This window comes from Cnuibacter sp. UC19_7 (genome assembly GCF_042699995.1).
Lineage (GTDB): Bacteria > Actinomycetota > Actinomycetes > Actinomycetales > Microbacteriaceae > Cnuibacter.
Genome location: NZ_CP170560.1, coordinates 2,906,550 through 2,930,081, shown reverse-complemented (window position 1 = coordinate 2,930,081; position 23,532 = coordinate 2,906,550). Strand labels below are relative to the sequence as shown.

At 71.6% G+C, this 23,532-nt stretch carries 22 protein-coding genes; 10 read left to right on the top strand and 12 right to left on the bottom strand.

The window, feature by feature from the left end:
- Positions 1 to 14 precede the first annotated feature (14 nt).
- On the top strand, positions 15 to 1,781 hold the full coding sequence (locus ACFJGV_RS13980; RefSeq protein ID WP_378144593.1) for a hypothetical protein: 1,767 nt from the start codon (positions 15 to 17) through the stop codon (positions 1,779 to 1,781).
- 35 nt (positions 1,782 to 1,816) lie between these two features.
- Positions 1,817 to 3,073: a ribulose-bisphosphate carboxylase large subunit family protein gene (locus tag ACFJGV_RS13975; protein ID WP_378144592.1), complete on the top strand. Its 1,257-nt coding sequence runs from the start codon at positions 1,817 to 1,819 to the stop codon at positions 3,071 to 3,073.
- Here the strand turns inward: ACFJGV_RS13975 and ACFJGV_RS13970 are convergent.
- Entirely contained in the window at positions 3,063 to 4,028 is a 966-nt protein-coding gene (locus ACFJGV_RS13970; RefSeq protein WP_378144591.1) for an NAD-dependent epimerase/dehydratase family protein, read from the bottom strand. The genes ACFJGV_RS13975 and ACFJGV_RS13970 overlap by 11 nt on opposite strands.
- A gap of 477 nt (positions 4,029 to 4,505) precedes the next feature.
- Between ACFJGV_RS13970 and ACFJGV_RS13965 the strand changes: the two genes are divergently transcribed.
- Positions 4,506 to 5,012 (top strand): gluconokinase, encoded by a 507-nt coding sequence (locus tag ACFJGV_RS13965; protein ID WP_378144590.1) that lies wholly within the window; start codon positions 4,506 to 4,508, stop codon positions 5,010 to 5,012.
- Positions 5,013 to 5,122: 110 nt separating this feature from the next.
- On the opposite strand, the gene ACFJGV_RS13960 is transcribed toward ACFJGV_RS13965, so the two are convergent.
- The gene (locus ACFJGV_RS13960) at positions 5,123 to 5,626 is read right to left on the bottom strand and encodes a DUF5684 domain-containing protein (RefSeq protein ID WP_378144589.1); all 504 of its coding nucleotides are present in this window, start codon (positions 5,624 to 5,626) and stop codon (positions 5,123 to 5,125) included.
- A gap of 47 nt (positions 5,627 to 5,673) precedes the next feature.
- Between ACFJGV_RS13960 and ACFJGV_RS13955 the strand changes: the two genes are divergently transcribed.
- A complete protein-coding gene (locus tag ACFJGV_RS13955) occupies positions 5,674 to 6,561 on the top strand; it encodes an aldo/keto reductase (RefSeq protein WP_378144588.1) in 888 nt (295 codons plus the stop codon).
- Positions 6,562 to 6,565: 4 nt separating this feature from the next.
- The gene (locus ACFJGV_RS13950) at positions 6,566 to 7,012 is read left to right on the top strand and encodes a hypothetical protein (protein WP_378144587.1); all 447 of its coding nucleotides are present in this window, start codon (positions 6,566 to 6,568) and stop codon (positions 7,010 to 7,012) included.
- On the opposite strand, the gene ACFJGV_RS13945 is transcribed toward ACFJGV_RS13950, so the two are convergent.
- Positions 7,002 to 8,012: a GlxA family transcriptional regulator gene (locus ACFJGV_RS13945; protein WP_378144586.1), complete on the bottom strand. Its 1,011-nt coding sequence runs from the start codon at positions 8,010 to 8,012 to the stop codon at positions 7,002 to 7,004. The genes ACFJGV_RS13950 and ACFJGV_RS13945 overlap by 11 nt on opposite strands.
- Positions 8,013 to 8,059: 47 nt before the next feature.
- On the bottom strand, positions 8,060 to 8,800 hold the full coding sequence (locus tag ACFJGV_RS13940; protein WP_378144585.1) for a nuclear transport factor 2 family protein: 741 nt from the start codon (positions 8,798 to 8,800) through the stop codon (positions 8,060 to 8,062).
- A gap of 154 nt (positions 8,801 to 8,954) precedes the next feature.
- Here ACFJGV_RS13940 and ACFJGV_RS13935 point away from each other — a divergent pair, with 154 nt between their 5' ends.
- Positions 8,955 to 9,890: an NADP-dependent oxidoreductase gene (locus ACFJGV_RS13935; protein WP_378144584.1), complete on the top strand. Its 936-nt coding sequence runs from the start codon at positions 8,955 to 8,957 to the stop codon at positions 9,888 to 9,890.
- A gap of 77 nt (positions 9,891 to 9,967) precedes the next feature.
- Here ACFJGV_RS13935 and ACFJGV_RS13930 read toward each other — a convergent pair whose 3' ends face one another.
- The 8 genes from ACFJGV_RS13930 to ACFJGV_RS13895 all read right to left on the bottom strand — a co-directional run bounded on the left by ACFJGV_RS13930 (position 9,968) and on the right by ACFJGV_RS13895 (position 18,796).
- A complete protein-coding gene (locus ACFJGV_RS13930; protein WP_378144583.1) occupies positions 9,968 to 14,221 on the bottom strand; it encodes an SdrD B-like domain-containing protein in 4,254 nt (1,417 codons plus the stop codon).
- A gap of 386 nt (positions 14,222 to 14,607) precedes the next feature.
- Positions 14,608 to 14,781: a CsbD family protein gene (locus tag ACFJGV_RS13925; protein WP_085017918.1), complete on the bottom strand. Its 174-nt coding sequence runs from the start codon at positions 14,779 to 14,781 to the stop codon at positions 14,608 to 14,610.
- Positions 14,782 to 14,841: 60 nt separating this feature from the next.
- On the bottom strand, positions 14,842 to 15,459 hold the full coding sequence (locus tag ACFJGV_RS13920) for a hypothetical protein (protein WP_378144582.1): 618 nt from the start codon (positions 15,457 to 15,459) through the stop codon (positions 14,842 to 14,844).
- On the bottom strand, positions 15,456 to 16,040 hold the full coding sequence (locus tag ACFJGV_RS13915; protein ID WP_378144581.1) for a DNA/RNA endonuclease G: 585 nt from the start codon (positions 16,038 to 16,040) through the stop codon (positions 15,456 to 15,458). The genes ACFJGV_RS13920 and ACFJGV_RS13915 overlap by 4 nt, the downstream gene beginning before the upstream one ends.
- Positions 16,037 to 16,462: an NTP pyrophosphohydrolase gene (locus ACFJGV_RS13910; RefSeq protein ID WP_378144580.1), complete on the bottom strand. Its 426-nt coding sequence runs from the start codon at positions 16,460 to 16,462 to the stop codon at positions 16,037 to 16,039. The genes ACFJGV_RS13915 and ACFJGV_RS13910 overlap by 4 nt, the downstream gene beginning before the upstream one ends.
- Entirely contained in the window at positions 16,462 to 16,650 is a 189-nt protein-coding gene (locus ACFJGV_RS13905) for a hypothetical protein (RefSeq protein ID WP_378144579.1), read from the bottom strand. The genes ACFJGV_RS13910 and ACFJGV_RS13905 overlap by 1 nt, the downstream gene beginning before the upstream one ends.
- Positions 16,647 to 17,138 (bottom strand): Asp23/Gls24 family envelope stress response protein, encoded by a 492-nt coding sequence (locus tag ACFJGV_RS13900; protein WP_378144578.1) that lies wholly within the window; start codon positions 17,136 to 17,138, stop codon positions 16,647 to 16,649. Before ACFJGV_RS13900 ends, ACFJGV_RS13905 begins: the two co-directional genes overlap by 4 nt.
- A gap of 179 nt (positions 17,139 to 17,317) precedes the next feature.
- Complete coding sequence (locus tag ACFJGV_RS13895) at positions 17,318 to 18,796, bottom strand: cryptochrome/photolyase family protein (protein ID WP_378144577.1); 1,479 nt, start codon at positions 18,794 to 18,796, stop codon at positions 17,318 to 17,320.
- Positions 18,797 to 19,039: 243 nt separating this feature from the next.
- On the opposite strand from ACFJGV_RS13895, the gene ACFJGV_RS13890 reads away from it, so the two are divergent.
- The 4 genes from ACFJGV_RS13890 to ACFJGV_RS13875 are packed head-to-tail and all read left to right on the top strand — an operon-like array spanning position 19,040 to position 23,472.
- On the top strand, positions 19,040 to 19,528 hold the full coding sequence (locus ACFJGV_RS13890; protein ID WP_378144576.1) for a MarR family winged helix-turn-helix transcriptional regulator: 489 nt from the start codon (positions 19,040 to 19,042) through the stop codon (positions 19,526 to 19,528).
- On the top strand, positions 19,525 to 21,003 hold the full coding sequence (locus ACFJGV_RS13885) for an alpha/beta fold hydrolase (RefSeq protein ID WP_378144575.1): 1,479 nt from the start codon (positions 19,525 to 19,527) through the stop codon (positions 21,001 to 21,003). Before ACFJGV_RS13890 ends, ACFJGV_RS13885 begins: the two co-directional genes overlap by 4 nt.
- Positions 20,994 to 22,565 (top strand): GMC family oxidoreductase, encoded by a 1,572-nt coding sequence (locus ACFJGV_RS13880; RefSeq protein WP_378144574.1) that lies wholly within the window; start codon positions 20,994 to 20,996, stop codon positions 22,563 to 22,565. Before ACFJGV_RS13885 ends, ACFJGV_RS13880 begins: the two co-directional genes overlap by 10 nt.
- Before the next feature lie 10 nt (positions 22,566 to 22,575).
- Positions 22,576 to 23,472, top strand: coding sequence for an aldo/keto reductase (locus tag ACFJGV_RS13875; RefSeq protein ID WP_378144573.1), 897 nt, complete (start codon positions 22,576 to 22,578; stop codon positions 23,470 to 23,472).
- Positions 23,473 to 23,532 lie beyond the last annotated feature (60 nt).

The following is a 23,532-nucleotide window of genomic DNA, read 5'->3' as shown; positions in this document are numbered from 1 at the left end:
GGAGGGCGGAGGACATGGCGGAGGCGGATCCGGGCTTCGGGCGCACCGGGACGGTCGGGAGTTGGCGGTTCGCGCTGTCCGCCGACGGCGACCTGGCCCACGTGCGTCTCGACGGTGTCGAGGTGCTGCGCGGGGTGCAGTTCGTCGTGCGCGACGACGCCTGGGGCACGATCCGCGGCGAGCGCGACCTGCGGGTCGAGTCGGACGCCCGGGACGGGCTCGTCGCCGTGCTCCGCTCGGTCCACCGCTTCCCACGCGGCGTGCTCCACGCCACCGCGCGGCTGCTCGTCACGCCCGACCGCCTCCGCTACGAGGTGGAGGCGGTCGCCGACGGCACCGTCCTCACGAACCGCATCGGGTTCGTGGTCCTCCATCCGCTCACGCTCGCGGGCGCCGAGGTCGAGCTGCGGCACGAAGGCGGGCGGATCGCGCACGACCGCTTCCCCGTCGACGTCGCGCCGCACCAGCCGTGGGTGGGCATCACGGGCCTGTCGGTCGAGGTGCCGGGCCGCGGCCGCTCCCTGTCGATCGACCTGCAGGGCGACCTGTTCGAGACGGAGGATCAGCGCAACTGGTCCGATGCGTCGTTCAAGACGTACAGCCGTCCACTCGCCCTGCCGTTCCCGTACACGCTGTCCGATGGGGAGACGGTCCGGCAGGCGGTCGACGTCCGCGCCGGGTCTCCCGCAGGCCGTGAGCACGTCGCGGGTGTCGGGGTCGGGGCAGGATCCGCGGTGCCTCTCATCGCGATCGACCGGTCCGCAGTCCGCGCGGCACCGCGGCTCGGAGTGCAGATCGGTCCGGATGACGTCTCTGTGGAGCCGGCGGCCGTCGTCGAGGCGGTCCGTCATCTCGGCCTCGACCACGTGCGGGTGGACGTCGTGTGCGACGGAGACGGCGTGCGCGGGGCGCAGGCTCTCGCCGCCGTCGGCGACCTGCCGCTCGAGCTCGCCGTCCACCTCGCGCCCGCGTCTCCGGCCGGCGAGGGCGGGCTCGCCGCGCTCGCCCGCCTGCTGTCAGGACGGCGCGGGCCGCTCCGCGCCGTCCTGACCTTCGACCTCGACGCTCCGGTCACCGGGCCGGATGCGGTGGCCCGTCTGAGACATGCGCTCGGCGACCTCCTCGACGGCACCGTCGTCGCGGTCGGCACCGACGACAACCTCGCCGAGCTCTCCCGCGGCCGACCCTCGCTCGCCGGGTCCGATGAGGTCACCGTCAGCCTCAACCCGCAGGTGCACGACAGTGCGGATCGCGCCGTCATCGAGACGGTCGAGGCCCTGCCCGCGATGATCCGCACCGCATCCGCACTCGCCGAGGGCCGGGCGGTCGGCATCGGCGCCCTCACCCTGCGACCCCGTCGGTCGATCTACCGGCAGGGTGAGACGATCGATCGCCTCGGGCGGGACTCGACGTCGGTCGACCCCCGTCAGCCGAGCGACTTCGCGGCCGCGTGGCTCACCGCGACCCTGGCCGCCCTCGTCGCCTCGGGTGTCTCGCGTGTCACCGCATTCGAGCTGACCGGGCCGCGCGGGGTCGTCGACCCGGTCGGCCGCCTCACCCCCGCCGGCGAGGTGCTCGCCGCCGTCGCCGGGAGCGACGCGGTCGGCGTCCCCTCGGTGAACCTCGCCGACGACCTCGCGGTGCTCCCGCTCTCGCGCGGCGAGGCGGGCGCGACGCACGCTCTCATCGCCGACCTCTCCGGCCGGACCAGCGAGGTCGAGGTCGACGGGCGGACCCTCACCCTGGCCCCGTACGGGGTCCGCCTCGTCGAACTCCCCTGATCAACCCGCTCCTCTCCCCTCGGAAGGCCCCTGCCATGACCGCTGACCGCATCCGCGCCCGCTACCTCGTCGAGACCCCGGTGGGGCTCGAGCGCGCCGCCGCCTCGATGGCCGGCGAGCAGTCCACCGGCACCTTCATCGCGCTGCCGGGCGAGACCCCCGAGCTGCATCGCCGCCACGCCGCGCACGTCGAGTCGGTGGAGCTGCAGGAGAGCGGTGTCGACGCCTCGCTGTCGGGATCGCGGGGGCCGGGGCCGGTGGAGCGGGGCGAGGTCGTGCTCTCGTTCCCCCTCGAGAACGTCGGCACGGCGCTGCCGAACCTGCTGGCGACGGTGGCCGGCAACCTGTTCGAGCTGCAGCAGCTGTCCGGCATCCGCCTCATCGATCTCGAGCTCCCCGCGGAGTTCGGGGACGCGCATCCGGGGTCGCAGTTCGGCGTCGAGGGCACCCGTGAGATCGCCGGGGTGCCCACCGGGCCGATCGTGGGCACGATCGTGAAGCCCAGCGTCGGGCTCACCCCCGCCCAGACCGGGGCGCTCGCCGAGGAGCTGGCCCGCGCCGGCCTCGACTTCATCAAGGACGACGAGCTCATGGCCGACTCGCCGCACTCGCCCTTCGAGGAGCGGCTCGACGCGGTGCTCCGCAGCCTCGACCGCGCCGCCGAGCAGACCGGCCGCCGGCCTCTCTACGCCGTCAACGTCAGCGGCGAGATCGACGACATGCGGCGCCGCGCCGACCTCGTCGCCGAACGCGGCGGCAACTGCATCATGGTGAGCGTCAACGCGGTGGGGATCGCCGGGCTCCGCGACCTGCGGCTGCACAGCTCGCTCCCCATCCACGCCCACCGCAACGGATGGGGGGCCCTCACCCGGTTCCCCCAGCTCGGCTACTCGTACCGGGTGTGGCAGCAGCTCTGGCGTCTCGCCGGCGCCGACCACCTCCACGTGAACGGCCTGCGCAACAAGTTCTGGGAGCCCGACGAGTCGGTGATCGCCTCCGCGCGGGCCGTGCTCCAGCCGATGAACGGCGGTCCGGCCGCGATGCCGGTGTTCTCGTCGGCCCAGTCGGCGGATCAGGCGGCCGACACGTACGCCGCGATCGGCACCGCCGACCTCATGTACGTCTGCGGTGGCGGGATCATGGCGCACCCCGATGGCGTCGCCGCGGGCGTGGCGAGCATCCGCCAGGCCTGGGATGCCGCCCTCGAGGGTGCCGACCTGGACGACTACGCGGTGACCCACCCCGAGCTCGCCGCCGCGCTCCGCACGTTCCGGGGAGCGCTCAGCTCCTGAAGCACAGGTAGTCCTCCGCGTATCGCGCGAGCCCCTCGCCGAGCGTCGCGAAGGCGGGCTCAACGCCGAGCTGCTCGCGCACCGGCGCCATGTCGACGAGCCCGCGGTAGCGGCTCTCCACGCCCGCCGGGTCGGAGTCGGCATCCACCGTGCGCACGCGGGCGTGGGGGAAGGTCTCCCTCACGATGTCCGCGTACTCCGCGGGCGTCGTGAGCGGGCGGCCGGTGCCGGCGAAGAAGACGCGGTCGCAGTCGTCGGCGCAGTCCACCGCCGCGGCGAACACCTCGGCCACGTCCTGCACGGGAGTGAAGTCGCGCTTCGGACCGGCCGTCGCGATCTCCACCTCGCGGCCCTCGCAGATCCCCTCGACCACAGGCTTCACTCCGATGGGCCACTGCATCCCGAAGCCGTACACCGCGCTCGGCCGCACGATCCGCACATCGAGCGGGAACGCATCCGCGTAGCCCAGCGCGAGCACCTCGGAGACCGCCTTCGAGACGCCGTAGAAGCCGCCCGCCGATCCCTCGCGGGGCGTCACGATCGGATGCGCGGCGTCGATCGGCTCGTACCTCACCGAGGGGAGCACGGCCACCGTCGACGCGAGCACGAAGCGGCGCACGCTGTACCGTCGGCAGAGGTCGAGCAGCGCGAGCGTGGGCTGCACGTTGAGCTCGACGGCGCGCAGCGGATCCTCGCGCAGGGCCACCGGGTTCACGTAGGCGTCGAGGTGGACGACCACCGCCGGGCGACGCTCGCGGATGAGCGCCTCGAGGGTGGCGGTGTCGTGACCGTCGACGCGGATCAGCTCGGGCGGGTCTCCGCCGATCACCTGCAGGGCCTCGGGCCGGTAGTCGTGGCGGCTCACCGCGATCACCTCGTGCCCCCGCGCCCGCGCCGCCCGCACGGTGTACGACCCGATGAACCCGGTCGCCCCCGTGATCAGGATCCTCGCCACTCCTCCACGCTACCGGGGCCCGCCCCCGTCCCCCACCTCGGGTCCGCCCCCGCGCCGCCGCGCCGCCGTCGTCGCACCTCCATCGAGGAGCCGCGCGCCCTCACGAGTGCCACTTCCGCCGAGTTGCGAGAACCCGCCCCTTCCCCGCCCACGAAGGGGCCTCGTCCCGCAACTCGACGCAGCGAACGGGCCACGCGCGCCCCTACCAGCACCGCGCTCCCGGGGCACTCACGAGCGTCGGCTGTCCGCCGAGCCGCGAGAACCCGCCCCTTCCCCGCCCACGAACGGGCCACTTCCCGCAACTCGACGCAGCGAACGGGCCACGCGCGCCCTCACGAGCGCAGCACTCCCGCGGCACTCGCGGGCGTCGGCTTCCCGCCGAGCCGCGAGAAACGGCCCCTCCTGGCGCCAACGGAGGGCGGATTCCCGCGACTCGGCGGCGTGGAGGGTCCGGGCGGGCGGGGTAGCGTCGATGGCGTGACCGGACTCGCCGCCCTGCCCACCGCCATCGTCGTGATGGGCGTCTCGGGCGCGGGGAAGTCGCTCGTCGGCGCCGCGCTGGCTGCCCGCCTCGGCTACGCGTTCGTGGATGCGGACGACCTGCATCCGGCCGCGAACGTCGCGAAGATGGCGGCGGGGATCCCCCTCGACGACCTCGACCGCTGGCCCTGGCTCGACCTCGTCGGCGCCGCGATCGCGCGCCGCGAGGGCGGGATCGTGGTGGCCTGCTCGGCACTCAGAGTGGCGTACCGCGACCGGCTGCGGGCCGCCGCGCCCGACGCCGTGTTCCTCGAACTCGACGCGTCGCCCGAGCTTCTCGCGGCGCGCCTCGGCGCCCGCCGCGGCCACTTCATGCCCGCGGCCCTGCTCACCTCGCAGCTCGCCACCCTCGAACCGCTCGGCCCCGCAGAGCGAGGCGTGCGCATCGACGTCGCCGGGACCCCCGCCGAGGTCGTGGAGCGCGCCGTCGCCGCCCTGACGTAGGTCGCCGCAGGCGCGTGCGGCGCGATCCACTGCTCACTTCCGTACCCATCCCCACGGAGATAGCGCAGATCGTGAGCACTCGAGGGGCACGAAGTGGTGCGCTCGAGGGCTCAGGCGGGCGTGGCGGGGTAGACGGGGAGGGCCTCGGGGATGGTGGCGTAGTCGGGGACGACGGAGCCGTAGCCGACGCCGGGCGGCGGGTAGCCCGCAGCGGTGATGCGCCAGGGCTCGTACACGGAGTCGCGGGCGCCGAGCATGAAGGCCCACACGAACGGCAGGAAGATCCCGAGCACCACGAACGCGGACTCGCGGCGGAACGCGATCTGGGTGCGCACCATCCCGAAGGCGTTGAAGACGAGCGTGACGATGGATGCGCCCACGAGCGGCAGCAGCGCGAGCCACCCCGGCTGACCCCCGAGCTTCAGCCACACCCACGTGTTGTAGTACGGCACCCACGCGATCCAGGGCTTCACGCCGACCTTGCGGTACAGCGACATGAAGGCGAACCCGTTGACGACGTAAGCGGCGATCCCGAGCAGGATGGCGAACCCGAAGATCACGAGGTAGGTGGTCACGAAAGCCGCGAAGAGGTGCCCGTTGTCCGTCCCGTACATGAACCCAGCGTAGCCAGCCGGGCCCCGATGGTGTTCCCTTGATCTCGATGACCGAGAACGACACCCCCAGCCCCGCCCCCGCCGAGACGACAGAACCCACCGCAGGCGGGCATCCGATCGAGGGCGGCCTCGTCCTGCCCCGCATCGGCTTCGGCACCTACCCGCTCCGCGGCTCGACCGGCCTGCGCATCCTCTCCGACGCCCTCGACGTCGGCTACCGGATGCTCGACTCGGCCTTCAACTACGAGAACGAGGGCACGGTGGGCACCGCGATCCGTGCCAGCGGGATCCCCCGCGACCAGGTCGTGGTGGCGTCGAAGCTGCCGGGCCGCCATCACGAGTACGACAAGGCGCTCGAGATCGTCGAGGAGAGCGTCTACCGCACAGGCCTCGAGTCGATCGACCTCTACCTCATCCACTGGCCGAACCCCAAGGTGGGCAAGTACGTCGAGGCGTGGCGGGCCCTCATCGAGGCGCGCGAGCGCGGTCTGGTGAAGGCGATCGGCGTGAGCAACTTCCTGCCGGAGCACCTCGACCGCCTGGTCGCCGAGACGGGCGTGACGCCCGTGGTCAACCAGATCGAGCTGCACCCCTACTTCCCGCAGGAGGAGCAGCGGGCGTACCACGCCGAGCACGGCATCGTCACCGAGGCCTGGAGCCCGCTCGGCCGGAAGACCGACCTCCTGGGCGACCCCGTGATCGCCCGGATCGCCGCCGACCACGGCATCGAGCCCGGCCACGCCATCCTCTCGTGGCATCTCGCACTCGGCACGCTGCCGCTGCCGAAGTCGTCGAGCCCGGAGCGCCAGCGGGGCAACCTCGAGGTGCCCCGTGCCGACCTGCTCACCGCCGACGAGGTGGCCGAGATCACCGCCCTGGGCCGTCCCGACGGCCGCGCCGCAGGCCAGGACCCAGCCGAGTACGAGGAGTTCTGAGCCCATGCCGCTGCCGCTGAAGCACCTGCTGGAACCCGCCCCTCCCACCGATACGAAGCGCACCCTGGCCCGCCTCGGCCTCGGCGGCATCCTCGTCTTCGCCGGCACCTCGCACCTGACGTTCGCGCGGAAGGACTTCCGCGCCCAGGTGCCGCCGTGGCTGCCGCTGCCCGTCGACCTCGTCGTCGTGCTGAGCGGCATCGTCGAGATCGCCCTCGGCAGCGCGCTCCTGCTGCTCGGACGGCAGCGCATCCCCGTGGGGTGGATCGTGGCGAGCTTCTTCGTCGCGATCTTCCCCGGCAACATCGCCCAGTACGTCGAGCGCCGCGACGCCTTCGGCCTCGATACGGATGCGAAGCGCCTGGCCCGCCTGCCCGGTCAGCCCGCGCTCGTCTGGCTCGCGCTCTGGTCGACGGGCGCCTGGCGCGACCGTCGGCGTCTCACGTCGTGACGGGCTCCGGCTCCCGGCGCGCTGCGGCCGCCCCCGGCACCGGGTGGAAGGTGCGGCGGTAGGTCAGAGGCGAGACCCCGAGCGCGTCGGCGAGATGGTTGCGCAGCGAGGTGGCGGTCGCGTAGCCGACGCTGACGGCGATCGCGTCGATCCCCAGGTCGGTGGTCTCGAGCATCCGGCGCGCGAGGTCGAGCCGTTGGCGGGTGAGCCAACGGCGCGGCGGCAGGCCCGTCTCCTCACGGAAGCGGCGCACGAACGTCCTTTCGCTCATGTGGGCGTGCCGCGCCAGGCGGGCGATGGTCAGGTTCTCGTCGAGCCGCGCCAGAGCCCACTCACGGGTCGCCGCGGTGGACGCGTCGCCCGTCACCGGGATGGGCCTGTCGACGAACTGCGCCTGCCCACCCTCCCTGTGCGGGGCGACCACGCAGCGACGGGCGGCCCGGGCGGCCACATCGACGCCGTGATCGAGGCGGATGAGGTGCAGGCACAGGTCGATCCCGGCGGCCGCCCCCGCGGAGGTGAGGAGGTCGCCCTCGTCGACGAAGAGCACGTTGTCGTCGAGGTCGACATCGGGGAACCACGACCGGAACACCGGTTCGCACTGCCAGTGAGTCGTCGCGCGCCTGCCGTCGAGCATCCCCGCCGCAGCCAGGGTGAAGCCGCCCGTGCAGATGGACGCCACCCGAGCCCCCGGCCGGATGCGGGACACCGCGTCGACGAGCTCCTCGCTGAGCGACGGCCGGAGCCAGTGGGGATCGACAGGCGCGACGATCACGGTGTCCGCGCTCTCGAGCGCCTCCGGCCCGGCGGAGGGCACCACGTCGAATCCCGCGTTCGTCGAGATCGGCGTCCCTGCCGGAGAGCACACCGTCACCCGGTAGCCGGACTCCGCCGCACCGAACAGGCGGGAGGGGATGCCGAGCTCGAACGGGTACACCCCGTCCTGCGCGAGCACGACGACATGGTGGCCGGTGGATGCGGCGGAGTCGTGAGCGGGCATGGCACGATCGTATCGCTCCGCGATACATCAGCCGCCGATCCGACTCGTCAGAAGGCACCGTTCCCGTGGGGGAGCCGGGGCGGCACGGGGACGACGAGAGCCCAGTGCTCGGCGATGGCGCCGTTCGCCACACGCCAGAGATCGTTCGCGATCACCGGCGCCTCCTCCGAGCCGCCCTCCGAGCGCGTGTAGACCAGGTCGCCCTCGGCGATCACCTGGTGGAGGACCCGGCGGCGGAGCTCGCCGTTCGAGACCCGGCGCTCGAACTCAGCCCGGCCATCCAGACCGTGAGGATCGTGGTCCACGTAGTCCGACGCGACAGGCAGCGGGGCAGAGCCGTCCGAGACGCCGAGCAAAACGCCGCCCGCGACGCTCTCGACGATGCTCCGACTCTGATCGGTGTCGTCACGCGAGCTCGGTTCGCGAGGCCCGTCGAGCGGGGTGTGCCCGTTCGGTGCGACTCCGGCCAGCGGGCCCAGGGCATCCCAGTGCTCGACCACACGATCGCCCTCGACGCGCCAGACGTCGAAGCCGAGGAGCGGGACCGGCGCGAATCCGTGGAACACACCCTGTGCCACCACGAGGTCCCCGTCGCTCAGGATGCGGACGAGATCGTAGCGGCTGTCGGCCGACAGCCCCGATACCAGCCCCCGCAGGCCCTGCGTGCCGTCGGGCGCGAGGGCGGAATGCTGGATGTAGACCGGGCCGAACAGCTCGTCGACGGCACTGAGGTCCTTCAGGTTGAACAGACGGTCCGTCGCGTGGGCGACGATCTCTTTGGGCGACATGGTGGGCACGCTACGCAGAGCGCAGACCCCGTTGAAGGGACGAAGAGGCCAGCTTCCACCGCTTTCGCGCCGATCGCATCGGATGGCGAGATCCCATCGGGAGATGACATTCCGGTCGTGGCCCGGCGGGGAGGCGCCGCCTAGCGTCGATCCCATGACAGAGACCATGCGCGCCATCGTCCAGGACGAGCTCGGCGGACCGGAGGTGCTCCATCTCGCCGAGGTCGAGCGACCGAGGCCGTCGCTCGGTCACGTGCTGGTGCGGGTTCACGCCGCCGGGGTGAACCCCGCCGATGAGATGAACCGCAGGACCGGGACCTTCAGCGGCGTGCCGCCCTTCACTCTCGGGTGGGACGTCTCGGGCGTGGTCGACGCCGTCGGCCCGGGCGTCACGCTGTATCGCCCGGGCGACGAGGTCTTCGGCCTGCTGCCGTTCCCCTCCGGCAGTGGCGCTTACGCGGAGTACGTCGTCGCTCCGACCCGGGCGCTCGTCCCGAAGCCGGCGAGTCTCTCGCACATCGAGGCGGCCGCCCTCCCCCTTGCGGGACTGACCGCCTGGCAGGCCCTCGCCGAGACCGCCCGCGTGGCATCCGGCGATCGAGTGCTGATCACGGGCGCATCCGGCGGCGTCGGCCACCTCGCCGTGCAGATCGCCGCCGCCGCGGGCGCGGAGATCGTCGGCCTCGCCTCTGCGGAGAACCTCGACCTCGTAGTGGGGCTCGGAGCGCACGCGGCGCTCGACTATCGCGGCGACGACGTCCTCGGTGGTCTCCGCGAGCTCGACATCGTCTTCGACACGGTGGGACGGTACGCGACGGATGCGATGGGCGTGGTGAAGGCCGGCGGCATCCTGCTCTCGACGCTGCCGCAGACGCTTGGCGACACCGTCCGGGTGGGCGCCGAGCGCGGCGTCCGCGTCGCCGGCCTGTTCGTCGAGTCGGACCGACTGGGGCTGAACGCGCTGGTCGATCTCGTCGAGGCGGGACGCCTGCGTCCCCTTATCGCCGCGACCCTCCCCCTCGAGGAGGCAGCCGCTGCTCACGCTGAGCCTCACGGTCCCGGCAAGGTCGTCCTCGTGGTGCGCCCCTGATCGGAGGCCCCCGCCGACGGTGCCCCTGAGGAGGGACCGGCCACGCGCCTCCAGGCCGGCCCCCCGAGGATCGAGGGCTACGCCCTCCTGGCTCGGCGGCGGACGATCACCAGGATCATTCCTCCCAGCAGGAACGGGACCGCGACGACGGCGAGGACCCCGGCGACGTTGAGGCCCGTCGAGGCGAGCGGTCCCGAGGTTGCCGGTGCGGCGGCCTTCTTGTCGAAGGTGTTGGTGGCGGTGATCGTCAGGGCCTGCAGGTCGTCCGGTGTTCCAGCTCCGACCGTGGCGCCGGTGTCGAACGTGGCGTGGTCGACGACCGCCCTGTCGGCGCCGCCGGTGTCGGTCTCGGTGCCGAAGCAGACCGAGCCGAGCGGCAGTAGGATCGTCGCGCCGGTGGCGTCCGTCGCGGTCACCGTCTCTCCGCCTCGCACCGTGGCGATGCCGGAGAACACGGTGGCGGGCTCCTCGAGTCCGTCGACCTCGATCTGGCAGGTCACCTGCACGGTGAAGACCTTGGCCTTGACCGTGTCGCTGTCGGCGTCGGTCCCGGTGAGGATCTTCGCGACGCTGATCGTCCCGGCGGAGAACTCGTTCACGAACCCGGCGGTGACGGTGTTGTCGTCGCCGTTGACCGTGATGAGGACGGTCACGGCTGGCGGGGCGGTGTCTGCCCCGCCGGTCCCGGTCTCGGTGATCGTGCAGGACGCACCGATGGGGATGCCGTCGATCCGGTCACTGGTGAGCGTGGTCTCGTCGCCGGCGCGCTCGAGCGAGACCTGGCCCTGGTAGACGGTGCGCCCGAGGTAGGTGCAGCCGACGGTGAACTCAAACGGCCCGGTCGCCTGCGAGGCGCCCGCTCCGGCGATGTCCTTCACGATCACCAGTCCGCCCAGCAACTGCACGAGACCTGCGTCGATGTCGAAACGGGACTCGTTCACACCCAGGGCGATCGGGTCGGACGCTCCGGTGGTCTGGTCGGCGTTCGAGTCGATCTGGGTGTCGGTGCCCTGGCCCTTGAGAGTGAAGCCGTAGTTGTGGCTCGCCACCCACGCAGGGTCGAAGGTCACGACGTAGGTCCCGGAGGGCAGGTTCCCGAACGTGTAGGCGCCGTTGGCGTCGGTGGTGGTCGATGCGGTGATGGTGTTGCCGTCCGCGTCGGTCCCGGACAGGCTGACCGGCACGCCGGCGACGCCGGGTTCACCGGCATCCTGGATGCCGTTGGAGTTCAAGTCGTTCCAGACCAGGTCCCCGATCTCGGAGGCGATGGCGGTGATGGCGCGCTGCACCGGGCCGACGCCCTGGAGGACGCCCTGCGCATCCGCTTGAGCGGAGTTGTTGTAGACGTCACCCTCCGTGTTTCCGAGAGGGATCATCCGCACGGCGATGTCGATGGTGGAGCCTGCCGTGAACGCTCCGGCTCGCTGCACGCGCAGGCCGGTCACGGTCGACGCCCCGGTCGGGCAGTCCGCCGAGGTCCCGGCGCCGCTGACCACCGAACCACCGGACGGCGCGTCACACCATACCGTCACGCCGCCGGCGCCGTTGGTGGCGGCGTCGGGGTCGGAGCTGAGGCTCGCGGCGGGCTTCGAGGTGTAGAGCAGTGCCGCGGTGCCGCTGGAGGCGGTCACGGTCCCGCTGTCGAAGGCGAGGGTCCCGGTGAACGAGGTGCCGTTCAGTCCGTTGGCGGGCAGGACGTCGATGATGTCGACGTTCGAGACCCCGGAGGTGTCGATCGCCGCGAACTGGACCGTCCAGCCCAGCGGTCGCGGGTTCGTCGCACCGGCCGGGTTCACCTCGATGAGCGGGTTCACCACGGTCTTGTCGAGCTTGATCCCCGTCGGGGTCTGGATCTGGATGTTCACCGTAGAGGAGCGCTCCGCGAGCGTGGAGGTGTCACCCTCGGCGGTGATGGTGGCCATGTTCGTCAGGATGCCGTTCGGTGCCGTGCCTGAGATCGCGACCGTGTAGAGGATGGCCGGGATGGGGGTGTTGATCGTCAGCTCGCCGAGCTCCCAGCGCACATACGTCTGTCCCGTGGCGCAGCTGACGTTGGCGCCCGGTGGGTTGGCGTCGGTGGAGATGACCGCGGGAGTGATCGGTCCCCCGCCCTCGAGTGAGGAGGACACGAACGACTGGTTCGCGGGGAGGCAGTCCTCGACGACGGTGTCGGCCATCGCGCCGGTGGTCACCCCGGCCGTCAGGCTGGGACGCAGTCGGTAGTCCGCGTTGACTCCGGCGGCGTAGATCGGCACGGTCGAGGTCGCCCAAGTCGAGGTCGACGGGTCCCACACATCCTTCACCACTCGGGCGGTGACGGCCTGCACTCGGAGGCGGTCGCCGGCGCGACCCGTGTGGAACTCGGGGCCGTAGCTGGACTCGAGTTCGTAGCTCGCGGGCTGCGCGAACGCTTCGGCCGGGCTTGGCGGGGTCAGAGTGTCGCCGAGTACCTGCTTGGTGCTGCCCCAGTTGCCGATGATGTCGCCGGTCTGCACATCCGATCGGACGGTGAAGCCGATGCTGAAGGCCGTGCTCAGTCGCAGGTCCTCACCGATCGAGGACTTGACGACGTCGGTGATGATCCGGACCTGCGAGACGGCGGTGTAGACACCCGTCGCTGCGAGAGCCGGGTCGTTCCCGGGCACCAGGGCCGGATCGGTGACCCACCCGGCTCCGCCGTCGAGGCAGTCGTTGACGCTCGTGGTGCCAGGGGCGCCATTGTTGTACTCCACGGTGTAGTTCGGCAGCGTCGGGCTGGAGGCGTAGGTCATCCACACCGCGGCGCCGTTCGAGGGGTACTGCTGCCAGAACCCGGTCGTCGGGAAGGGAGCCGCCGGCGAGGTGGTCCCCGCCTGGATGCCCCGCCATTGCGCGGCCGTGAGGGACAGCTTGGTGTTGTCCCAGGTGTCGCAGGTGATCTGGGTGCCCGATCCGAATCCCGGCGGACTCACCATGCCCTCGGAGAGGCCGCTGAGGACCTTGCCGCCCGGCTGCACGATCCCGTTGCCATCGCGGAGCGCGGACGATCCGGGAGGACCGGCGAAGCTGCCGGAGGCGTAGCCAGGGCCGCCTGCGTTGGCGGTGTTGCCGGGCTCGCCCTCGAAGAACTTCCCGAACGCGCCCTCCGTCTCCACGAACGCGGTGCCGTGGCGGACGTTGTTGTCGAGGTTCTCCTCGGCGGGGATGGGGTCGCCGTTGAGGTCGTCGGCGGTGAGGTCGGAGAACGTGTCGTAGTACGGCAGCTGGAACGAGCCGGTGGTCGAATTCGGTGAGGGGATGCCGATCGCGCTGATCGCGGCGACCGGGTACTCGATCGTGATCCAGCCCGACACCACGTAGGCCTTGTCCGCGGGCATCGTGACATTGCCGGTGCCATTCGTCGAAGGGTACGTGACCGCAGAGGTGTCCGCCCCGCTGATCGTCACGGTGGTGACGCCGGTCGCTCCCTCGTCACAGCTGATGGTGCCCGAGTCCCTGACGGAGTTCGTGTCCGCATGGCCGGAGATCGCCCCGTAGGGGTAGAACGAAGCACCGTTCTCCAGGCCCGTGACCGCGCCGCAGCCCAGGATGGTGGGGGCGAGGGTCGAATCCCAGCCGGGCTTGGCGGTGGTACCGGCACCCCAGAACACGTCGGGTGTGATGTCCTCCGTGAAGGTGATGTCGGAGCCGAGGAGGGTGTTGCCCTTGCCGCCACCCTGGACCGAGATCAGGATCGGGAACAGCATCGTCTGGCAGCCCACATAGCCGGCCGCGGTGTAGGCGGGATTCGTGCAGGTCGTGGTCTGGATGTCCACTCGGCCCGAGCTGTCATCGGCGTTGCTCGTGCCGTTCTTGGACAGGTCGTAGTCCGCCTGGGAGACCACTTCGACCTGCACCTGGTTGGAGGTGTCGGAGATCGTCGTTCCATCGCTGACCGCGGTCGAGGTGGCGGTCGTGTCGAAGGGCGTCATGACGGTGCCGTCCGGGACCTCCGGCCGCACCTTCGCAGTGAAGTCGTAGTCGATCGTCGTCGGGTTCGACGGCCTGTCCGCCAGGACGCAGGTGACGGTCTGGACAGGGTAGGACTGCCAGCTCGTGGGGGTGATCGGAGGAGTGAGGGTGCCGAGGCTCGCCGGCACGACGCTGGAGCCGGCGAGGCAGTAGTTCGGCATCGACGTCAGCTCTTGCCCCTGGGGCAGGTCGAAGACGAGGGTGGGCGCCGTCTGCGCCCCGCCCTGGCTCTGCACGCTCACGTGGTAGGTGACGTTGTCGTTGGTGCGGACGAGCCCGTTCGACGCATCCGCATCGAGCGCATCGAAGGCGGGCGTGCCATCGATCTGCTGGACGATCACGTTCAGAGACTCGCCGGCGGCGTTCGCAGGGGCGGCCGCCGCGACTCCCCCGGCTGTCAACGCAGCGACGGCCACGAGGCTCGACAGCATTCGAGACGTACGGGTTTGTCCGGATCGAGACGGCATCTTCACTCCTCAGCACTCCCCCGGGATCCCCCTGAGGCTCTCGAACGCCCACTCTGTGGGGCGGGGTGAGACCCTGTGGGGGATCCCGACCGTTTTTCAGCCTGCGTTTCACCCGGTGCTCCGAGCGGCGGCTGGCCTACCGCCACGGTGCGTGACGGTGTCAGGAGAACAGATCGGACTGCAGACGAATCGTGACGCGGACACACAGAGGACCCCGGGCGCCGTGGGGCGGCCCGGGGTCCTCGGGTGTCAGGAGTCGACTACTCCTTGAAGGCGTCCTTGACGTTCTCGCCGGCCTTCTTGGCGTCGGCCTTGACCTGGTCGGCCTTGCCCTCCGCCTCGAGGCGCTCGTTGCCGGTCACCTTGCCGATGCCCTCCTTCGCCTTTCCGGCGATGTCCTCGGCAGCGTTGCGGATCTTGTCGTCCAGTCCCATGGTGTCTCTCCTTCGTGTTTCGGTGGTGGGTCTTCGGTCGGATTTCGAGTCTGTGGGGTCTCAGTCCACCCGGCGGGCGTCCGTCGCGAGGCGGGCGCGGAGTCCGGTGTGGATCGAGATGTAGGTGCGGATGTCCTGCCCCGTGAGGGTGCCGAGGTTGGCGGTGAGCCGGGCCAGCAGATCGGCGACCGCGCGCGGCGACGTGTTCTGCCGGGGCGTGACCGAGACGTGCAGCACGGGCTGCCCCTTCACCTCGTTCGCCGACACGCTGCTGGAGAGGATCTCCTCGTGAGCGCTCAGGGTGTTCCTGATCGCGTCCGAGGCGAACGACTCCTGCACGGTGACCGGGCCGAGCGGGCTCTCGGATCCCGTCGCCCGCAGCACGGTCCGGGTGCGGCGCCCGCCCAGGTGGGCGAGCACGGCGATCGCGAGCACGACGAGCACCAGAAGAGCCGCCAGCACGGCCACGATCAGCCAGCTCAGCGTGGTCCCGCCGAACAGCGGGCTCGCCGCGTCGGAGTCGCGGGCCCAGCCGATGGCCCCGCCGACCGTCGTCGTCCAGGCCTGGCCGAAGGCCGGCCACAGGACGGCCGTGGTGGCTGCGGCCCCGGCGGCCAGCAGCACGAGGCCGACGATGAGCAGGATCGCGCGGTTCAGGCCGCGGTTCGTCGAGTTCATGACAGCGGCTCCTTCTGGGCGGGCTTCTCGATGCGGATGCGGACACGCAGCGCCGGCGTGAGTCGGTAGCCGGACAGCTCCTCCTCGGCGACCGCTCGGACGGCCGCGGGGTCGACGGTGAGGCCGGGCTGAGGCCTGACCGAGATGTCGGCCGCACGGTGGGCGACACCCACGGTGACGTTCTCGCGTCCCAGCGACAGCTCGTCGCTGACATGCTGCGCCAGAGCCTGGGCGATGACGCCGTTGTCGACGACCACCGCCTCGTCGCCCATCCGGTGCTTGGGCAGGCGACCCGCGCTGAGCGCGAGGATCACCAGCACGAGGCCGATCAGCGCGACCAGGATCGAGCCGGCGATGATCGCCGCCGCGGGCTGCGCGGTCGGCAGGGCGGCGAGCCACTCGAGCCCGTCGCCGGGGCCGACGAGGAGCGGGGGCAGCGACAGCAGCCGCAGCACGATCTCGACGCCGAGGTAGGCGAGTCCGAGCACGATCACGATCAGCACGATCGCGGTCGCCACCGTGCGCGGGGAGTGCGTCTCGCGACGCACGACGCGGCCGAGGACCGGGTCCGTGGTGGTCATCGCACCCTCCTTCTCTTCGGGATGGTCGCGCCGGTGACGACGACGGCGACCCTGGTGATGTCGCGCCCGGTGACCCGGACGAGCTGCTCCTGCAGCCTCTGCTGGATGTCGGCGACCCGGTCGAGCACGGTGGCTCCGGCGCGGATGGCCTCGGTGTCGTCGAGGTCGGGGATCGGCAGCGGGGTCTGGACGCGGAGGGCATAGCCTCCGCGCCAGTCGGTCACGGCGACCTTCACAGCGCCGCGGTCGACCCCGATGGTCGCGGCGGCCGCCTCGTGGACGACCTTCTCGATCACTCGATCACGGACCTCGATGCGACCGGCCACGGCGGGGGCCGCGGGGTCGTCGATGCGGGCCCCGGCGGCCAGGCTTCCCCTCGGAGCCGAGGAGAGCGGGCCGCCGGGGGCGGTCAGGGTGCTCATCAGGAGGTCCGCCTCCCGGTGAACACGCCGGCCAGGGCGCGAAGGTCGAGCTGACCGGTCGCCACCCGGGCCACGACCGCGCCGATCGCCATGAACAGGGCCACGAGGAGGAATCCCCAGAACCCGAACAGCAGCGCTGCGGCGGCCAGGACCGCGCCCATCAGGGCGCCAGTGGCGGTGGCGCTCATGCGACGCGCGACTCGGTCTGGTCGTCGTTGTCGTCACCCGGGATGTGGACGTCGTTGACGTCCACGTTCACCTCGACGACCTCGAGGCCGACGAGACGGGTGATCGCACCGGCGACGGCGTGACGCACGTTCGAGGCGACCTCCTGGATGGGCGCCGGGTACTCCACGACGATGGTGATGTCGGCGGCGGCCTGGGTCTCGCCCACCTCGACCTTCACACCCTGACCGAGGTCGGTGGCGTTGATCGCGTCGCGGATCGCGCCGAAGGCGCGGGCTCCGCCGCCGCCGAGCGCGTACACGCCGGACACCTCGCGGGCGGCGATGCCTGCGACCTTGGCGACCACGCCGTCGGCGATGGTGGTCTTGCCGCCGGCGGTGTCCTCGGTCGTGACCCGCGACGTCGGGACCGAGCGGTCGACGCGCGAGGCCGGAACAGTCGGGGCCTTCGTCGTCTTCTCGACGGGGGTGGTGGTGGTCTCGTCAGCCATGAGTGGGTTCCTCTCCCTGATACGCGGTGTCCGGACGGCGCATCGGGTGGTGCGGTCCGGGAGCGTCGTGTTCGCCGCTCTGCAAGTAGGACGCTCCTCCACGGAGAAACGTCACGAAAAAGTCGGAATAGTTTCTGAAGGGGTCGGACTGGCCCGTCCTGACGCGCATCCGGGCAACCTCACCAGCGGTCACGACGGGCCTCCTGAGCGACGACAGCCTCCCGATCGGCGAGCCGCCGCAGTCCGGCGAGCGGCTGCGCCATCCGGTGGTTGCCACGGATGCGCGGCTCGACACGATCGAGGAACGCCCAGTACCCGGCGGTGAAGGGGCAGGCGTCGTCACCCAGCCGCACCTTCGGGTTGAAGCGGCAGGATCCGCAGTAGTCCGACATCCGGTCGATGTAGGCGCCACCCGCCGCGTAGGGCTTCGTGGCGACGATCCCGCCGTCGGCGTGCTGCGACATCCCGATGACGTTCGCGGGCATCACCCAGGGGGTGCCGTCGACGAACATGTCGACGAACCAGTCGTTGAGCGCCACGGGGTCGTAGCCATGCTGCAGGGCCCAGTTGCCGAGCACCATGAGCCGCTGGATGTGGTGCGCCCAGCCGTGGCGGCGCATCCCCTCGATCGTCTCGCTCAGGCAACGCGACTCGATCGACGAGGCGTCGAGCTCGCGGAACACGGCCGGCAGCGGGCGACGGGCGTCGAGCGCGTTGTGCGAGGTGCGATACCCCTCGCCCAGGTACCAGTAGAGGTGCCAGACGTAGTCGCGCCATCCGGCGATCTGCCGGACGAAGCCCTCCGTGCTCGCCAGGGGCGCCCGTCCAGCGTGGTACTCCGCTGCGACCCGCTCGACCACGTCGCGCGGATCGAGCAGCCCGAGGTTCAGGGCGGGGCTGAGCAGGGAGTGGGCCATCGTCCAATCGCCGTCGAGCATCGCATCCTCGAACGGACCGAAGTCACCCAGCCGCGACTCGAGGAAGTCGTCGAGGGCCCGCTCGGCCTCGGCTGCGGTGGCGGCGAAGCGCCGCGGACCGTCGTCGCCGACCAGGCGCACCGCACCGTCGGCGTGCCAGCGGTCGAGGTCGGCGCGCACCTCCTCGTCGATCTCGTCCTCCTCCGGCCACCACGGGTCGGGCAGCCCCAGGCGGGCTGCACCCTTCGGCGGAGGCTGCCGGTTGTCGTGGTCGAGGTTCCAACGACCGCCCTCGGGCTGGTCGCCCCGCATGAGCAGCCCCGTCCGCTCGCGGACGACGCGGTAGAAGTCCTCCATGAGCAGACGCCGCCCGCCGCGCGAGTCGGCCCAGGCCCGGAAGTCCTCCTCGGAGGTGACGAATCCGCGGCTGGGGAGCACGGTCATCGGGCGGCGACGCACGAAGCGGCGGGCGGAGTACGACGTGGGATCGATGACCTCGAGATCGTCTCGGCCGTCGACCGCCTCGCCGTACCGCTCCACCCGGTGGTACTCGACGCGGTCGCCGAGCTCGGCCGCCCGATGGCGCATCGCCGAGAGCAGGAGATGGGCCTTGGCCCGGTGCATCGGACGACGGCCGAAGACGGACCGCGCCTCCACCAGCATGATCGGGCCGCCGTCGTCGAAGATCGGCCCGAGCTGGCCGGCGAACAGCCAGCGGGTGCGGTGCGGGGAGGTCGTCACGCGCTCACCCTAGGACCGCGATCGAGAGCAGTAGCGGAAATCGCAGGAACTACCTAGATTGTCTAATGACTCGGCAATCGAGCGATATTGACCCTTCTCAAAGGAGCACCCCATGGCCCCGATCCAGCTTCCTCCGCTCGAGCTCCTCGTCCCCGCGGATGCGGTCGACTACGTCCGCGACTGGCACCCTTTCGCCGACGCGAGCACGCTCGACGACGCACAGGCGGCCTGACCCTGGTCCAGATGGCGCCGGAGCGCGTCGCCGCCCGGACCTCGACGAGCACCTCGACGCCGGCGGAGCTGCTGGTGAAGGCGTTGGAGGACTACCGCGAGTCGGAGCAGGCCATGCGTCGCCGCCTGCAGGAGGCGATGGGGATGAACCCGAGCGACCTCCACGCGCTCCGGATGATCATCGCCGCGCGGAGCGCGGGACGCACCCTGTCCCCGAAGGATCTCGCCGACCGCCTCGGATTCTCCTCTGCGTCCGTGACCGCCCTGCTCAACCGCCTCGAACGGTCGGGTCATCTCCAGCGCGAGCCCGACGAGTCCGACCGTCGTGGTCTGGTCGTCATCTCGACCGGGGCGACCGACACCGAGATGCAGGCCAGGCTCGGCCAGATGCATGCCGGCATGATGGATGTCGCCTCCTCGCTCGGGCCGGCCGAAGCGGCCGCCGTCATCCGCACCCTCGAGCGCCTCTGCGAGGCCCTCGAAGCGCCCGACGCGCCGTGAGCGGGTCCCACTCCGTCCGACCGACCCCGTCAGATCGCCCGGCCGCTCCGCGTCCGACGGTCTTCGCACTGCACGGTCTCGGGCTGACGGCCGACGCCTTCGACGAGCTCGCCGCCCTCCTCGAGCCCGATGTCCGTGTCCTCGCGATCGACCTCCCCGGCTTCGGCACGGCCGCCTCGTCCGGCGCCGCCGGGGTCGGCGAGATGGCGGATGCGGTGCTCACGCGGATCGCGTTGGACACGGTGGGCCCGTGGCTGCTGCTCGGGCACAGCATGGGCGGAAAGGTCGCCTCCGTCGCGGTCTCCCGGGTGCTCGACGGCTCGGCGAGCGTGTTCGGATTCCGCGGCGTCGTGCTGCTCGCCCCTTCTCCCGTCACCCCCGAGCCGATGGGTGACGGGCAGAGGGAGCGGATGCTCTCCTGGCTCAGCGGCCCCCGACTCAGTCGAGAGGATGCCCGCGCGTTCGTCGAGGACAACGTCGGGGCGCCGTGGACGCCGGAGCAGCGCGACGAGGCGGTCGATCTCGTGCTCGACGGCTCGACCGAGGCCTGGGAGTCGTGGCTCCTCCGCGGCAGCCGCGAGGACTGGTCGGACGCCGTCGGCGCGCTCGACGTGCCCGCCCTCGTGCTGGCCGGCGACCAGGACAGCGACCTCGGGGCCGCCGCGCAGCCCGATCTCGTCGCCCCCACGTATCCGCGCGCCTCCGTCGAGACCCTCGCCGGAGCCGGCCACCTGCTCATGCTCGAACGACCCGGCGCGGTGGCCGACGCCATCCGCTCGTTCTGGGCGCGGGAGGCGTCACGCGCCCCGCTCGTCCCGGAGCATCTGGCCCGGGTGATCGCCTCCGACCACACCGGCGCGCGCGTGCGCGGCGCCTTCGCGGGGCGCTCCGTCGCCGACGACCATGCGGCCCCGCCGCGGGCGCTCACCGCGGCGCAGCTGCAGACCCTCCGCTCGATCCTCGCTCGGGTGCTGCCCGTCGACCTCGACGGCCTCGACCTCGCCTCCCGTCTCGACGCCCGGCTCGCCGAGGGCACGGGCGACGGCTGGCGCCACGGCGACCTCCCCGACGACGCCACCGCCTACCGGCTCGCACTCGACGAGCTCGCGGGCTTCGACGGCTCGCCCGGCTCGCCCGGTTCGCACGGCTCCCCGGAGGAGCAGGACGCGCTGCTCACCCGGCTCCAGGAGGGCGACTACGTGCCGAGGCCGGGCGGCCTCAGCGCGGCGCAGCTCTCGCTCTGGTTCACCGACCTCTGCGCGGATGCGGCCACCACCTGGCTGCAGCATCCCGCGGCCCTGGCGGAGATCGGGTTCGACGGGTTCGCGACGGGCGGCGACGGGCCGCGCAAGCAGGGCTTCACGCGGCTGACCCTGGGCACGCGGGAGGCCTGGGAGGGGTCGCCGCATGCCCCCGCCCCGGCTCCGGCCCGCGACAGTCAGATGATCAGCAGGGAGGACAGGTCGTGGACCTGAGCAGGATGCGGACGCACGGCGAGGACGACGTCGTCGACGTCGTCGTGGTCGGCACCGGGGCCGGCGGCGCCCCTCTCCTCGCGTCGCTGGCCGCGCGCGGGATGCGGGTCGTCGCGCTCGAGGCGGGCGAGAACCGCACTCCGAACGACCACGCTCCCGAGGAGACCCTCGCGGCCGCCGACATCAACTGGATGGGCGAGCGCCTGAGCGCCGGATCCGACCCGACCGCGTTCGGGCCCAACAACTCCGGGCGCGGGGTCGGCGGCTCCACCCTGCACTGGGGCGCCTTCACACCGCGCCCCGACGCGCGCGACCTGCGACTCCGCACCGAGACCGGTCTCGGCCGCGACTGGCCTGTCGACCCGGCCGAGCTGACGGGCTACGTGCAGCGCGTCGAGCACGAGATCGGCGTCTCGGGCCCTGCCCGCTACCCGTGGGATGCTTCGCGACGCTACGAGCAGCCGCCGGCCCTGCGCAACGCGCCCGCCGACATCATGGTGCGCGGATGCGCGCAGCTGGGCATCGAGGCCACCGACGCCCCGGCGGCCGTGCTCACCCGCGACCGGCACCAGCCCTCCTGGGGGATGCGCCAGGCCTGCGTCAACTGCGGCGCCTGCCACCAGGGCTGCCGCAACACCGCCAAGGCCTCGATGGACACCACGTACCTCCCCGCGGCCGTCGCCGACGGCGCGGAGATCCGCCCCGGATGCACCGTGCACTCGATCGAGGTCGACGCCCGCGGGCGGGTCGAGGCCGTGGTGTACCGCCAGGACGGGCGCGACCACCGCCAGCGCTGCCGCCGGCTCGTACTCGCCGCGGGTGGGGTGGAGACGCCGCGTCTGCTGCTGCACACCGGCCTAGCGAACGGCAGCGGGCACGTCGGCCGTCACTTCCTCGCCCACGGGGCCACGCAGGTGTGGGCCCGGTTCGACGGCGACGTCCGCGGCCACCGCGGCTATCCGTCGGCGATCATCACCGAGGACTTCGTGCGCCCCGACGACGCCTCCTTCGCGGGCGGCTACCTCATCCAGAGCCTCGGCGTCATGCCGCAGACGTTCGCCACGTCGCTCACGCGCGGCGGCGGCCTGTGGGGATCCGCGCTCGTCGAGGCGCTGCGCGACTACCCGCGGATGGCGGGGCTCGGCATCAACGGGGAGTGCCTGCCGTCGGACTCGAACGCTCTGGTGCTCTCCGACGAGGTCGACGAACTCGGTGTGCCGAAGGCGCGGATCACGTTCAGCTCGGGCTCGAACGAGGAGGCGATCAAGGCCCACGCCGTCGACGTCATGACACGCATCCTCGAGGTTGCCGGGGGCTCCGACCTCCGCGTGCTCGACCGCACCGCGCACACCATCGGCACGTGCCGGATGGGCGCCGACCCCGACGACTCCGTCGTCGACCCCTGGGGGCGGAGCCACGAGATCCCCAACCTCTGGATCTCCGACAACTCCACGTTCCCGAGCGCCCTCAGCGCCAACCCCGCGCTCACCGTCATGGCGCTGGCGTTGCGCACGGCCGACCGCATGGCGACCTCGGAGGCTCAGCTCGCGCAGCAGGCGTAGCGTCGTGGTCATGAGCATCCCCACGTTCACCCTGAACAACGGCGTCGAGATCCCCGTCATCGGACTCGGCGTGTACCAGAGCGCCCCTGAGGAGACCGCCGCCGCGGTCGAGGCCGCGCTGGCGAGCGGCTACCGCCACATCGACACGGCCGCCGCGTACGGCAACGAGCGCCAGGTCGGCGAGGGCATCCGCGCGTCCGGCGTCGACCGGTCCGAGGTGTTCCTCGAGACCAAGGTGTGGGTGAGCGACTTCGGCTACGACGAGACGCTCCACGCGTTCGAGAAGGCCACCCGCAAGCTCGGCGACGGCTTCGAGCAGCTCGATCTCCTCATCCTGCACCAGCCCGCCCCGAGCCGGTTCGAGAAGACGGTCGGCGCATACCGCGCCCTCGAGACGCTGCTGGCCGACGGCCGCGTGCGGGCGATCGGCGTCAGCAACTTCACCCCCGCCCACCTCGACCGGCTCGCCGCCGAGACGTCGGTGGTGCCCGCCGTGAACCAGGTCGAGCTGCACCCCTACTTCGCGCAGCCCGAGCTGCAGAAGGCGGATGCGGAGCGCGGCATCCTCACCCAGGCCTGGTCGCCGATCGGCGGCATCACCTTCTACCCGGGCTGGGGCGACGACCGCCGGAACGTGATGGAGGACGAGACCATCGCCGCCCTCGCCGCCGCGCACGGCAAGAGCCCGGCGCAGGTGATGCTGCGCTGGCACATCCAGGAGGGCCGCTCGGTGATCCCCAAGTCGGTGAACCCGACGCGGATCGCCGAGAACATCGACGTCTTCGACTTCGAGCTCACCCCCGACGAGATCGCACGCATCGACGCCCTCGACACCGGCCGCCGCAGCGGCCCCGACCCCGACGTCGAGCGCCCGGAGATGTTCGACCGCCCCATCCCGGAGGACTGAGCGCCCGCACTTGGCCTCCGGGCGTCACTTCGACACCGAATCCGGAGAGGCGGGCCGAAT

Bases quoted from the DNA above. Each gene is read 5' to 3' on its own strand.
- ACFJGV_RS13925 (WP_085017918.1), bottom strand. From the start codon at position 14,781: ATGGGACTGGACGACAAGATCCGCAACGCTGCCGAGGACATCGCCGGA.
- ACFJGV_RS13955 (WP_378144588.1), top strand. From the start codon at position 5,674: ATGACCGAGAACGACACCCCCAGCCCCGCCCCCGCCGAGACGACAGAA.
- ACFJGV_RS13975 (WP_378144592.1), top strand. From the start codon at position 1,817: ATGACCGCTGACCGCATCCGCGCCCGCTACCTCGTCGAGACCCCGGTG.
- ACFJGV_RS13875 (WP_378144573.1), top strand. From the start codon at position 22,576: ATGAGCATCCCCACGTTCACCCTGAACAACGGCGTCGAGATCCCCGTC.
- ACFJGV_RS13910 (WP_378144580.1), bottom strand. From the start codon at position 16,462: ATGAGCACCCTGACCGCCCCCGGCGGCCCGCTCTCCTCGGCTCCGAGG.
- ACFJGV_RS13920 (WP_378144582.1), bottom strand. From the start codon at position 15,459: ATGAACTCGACGAACCGCGGCCTGAACCGCGCGATCCTGCTCATCGTC.
- ACFJGV_RS13945 (WP_378144586.1), bottom strand. From the start codon at position 8,012: ATGCCCGCTCACGACTCCGCCGCATCCACCGGCCACCATGTCGTCGTG.
- ACFJGV_RS13935 (WP_378144584.1), top strand. From the start codon at position 8,955: ATGACAGAGACCATGCGCGCCATCGTCCAGGACGAGCTCGGCGGACCG.
- ACFJGV_RS13890 (WP_378144576.1), top strand. From the start codon at position 19,040: ATGGCGCCGGAGCGCGTCGCCGCCCGGACCTCGACGAGCACCTCGACG.
- ACFJGV_RS13940 (WP_378144585.1), bottom strand. From the start codon at position 8,800: ATGTCGCCCAAAGAGATCGTCGCCCACGCGACGGACCGTCTGTTCAAC.
- ACFJGV_RS13905 (WP_378144579.1), bottom strand. From the start codon at position 16,650: ATGAGCGCCACCGCCACTGGCGCCCTGATGGGCGCGGTCCTGGCCGCC.
- ACFJGV_RS13915 (WP_378144581.1), bottom strand. From the start codon at position 16,040: ATGACCACCACGGACCCGGTCCTCGGCCGCGTCGTGCGTCGCGAGACG.
- ACFJGV_RS13950 (WP_378144587.1), top strand. From the start codon at position 6,566: ATGCCGCTGCCGCTGAAGCACCTGCTGGAACCCGCCCCTCCCACCGAT.
- ACFJGV_RS13900 (WP_378144578.1), bottom strand. From the start codon at position 17,138: ATGGCTGACGAGACCACCACCACCCCCGTCGAGAAGACGACGAAGGCC.
- ACFJGV_RS13960 (WP_378144589.1), bottom strand. From the start codon at position 5,626: ATGTACGGGACGGACAACGGGCACCTCTTCGCGGCTTTCGTGACCACC.
- ACFJGV_RS13980 (WP_378144593.1), top strand. From the start codon at position 15: ATGGCGGAGGCGGATCCGGGCTTCGGGCGCACCGGGACGGTCGGGAGT.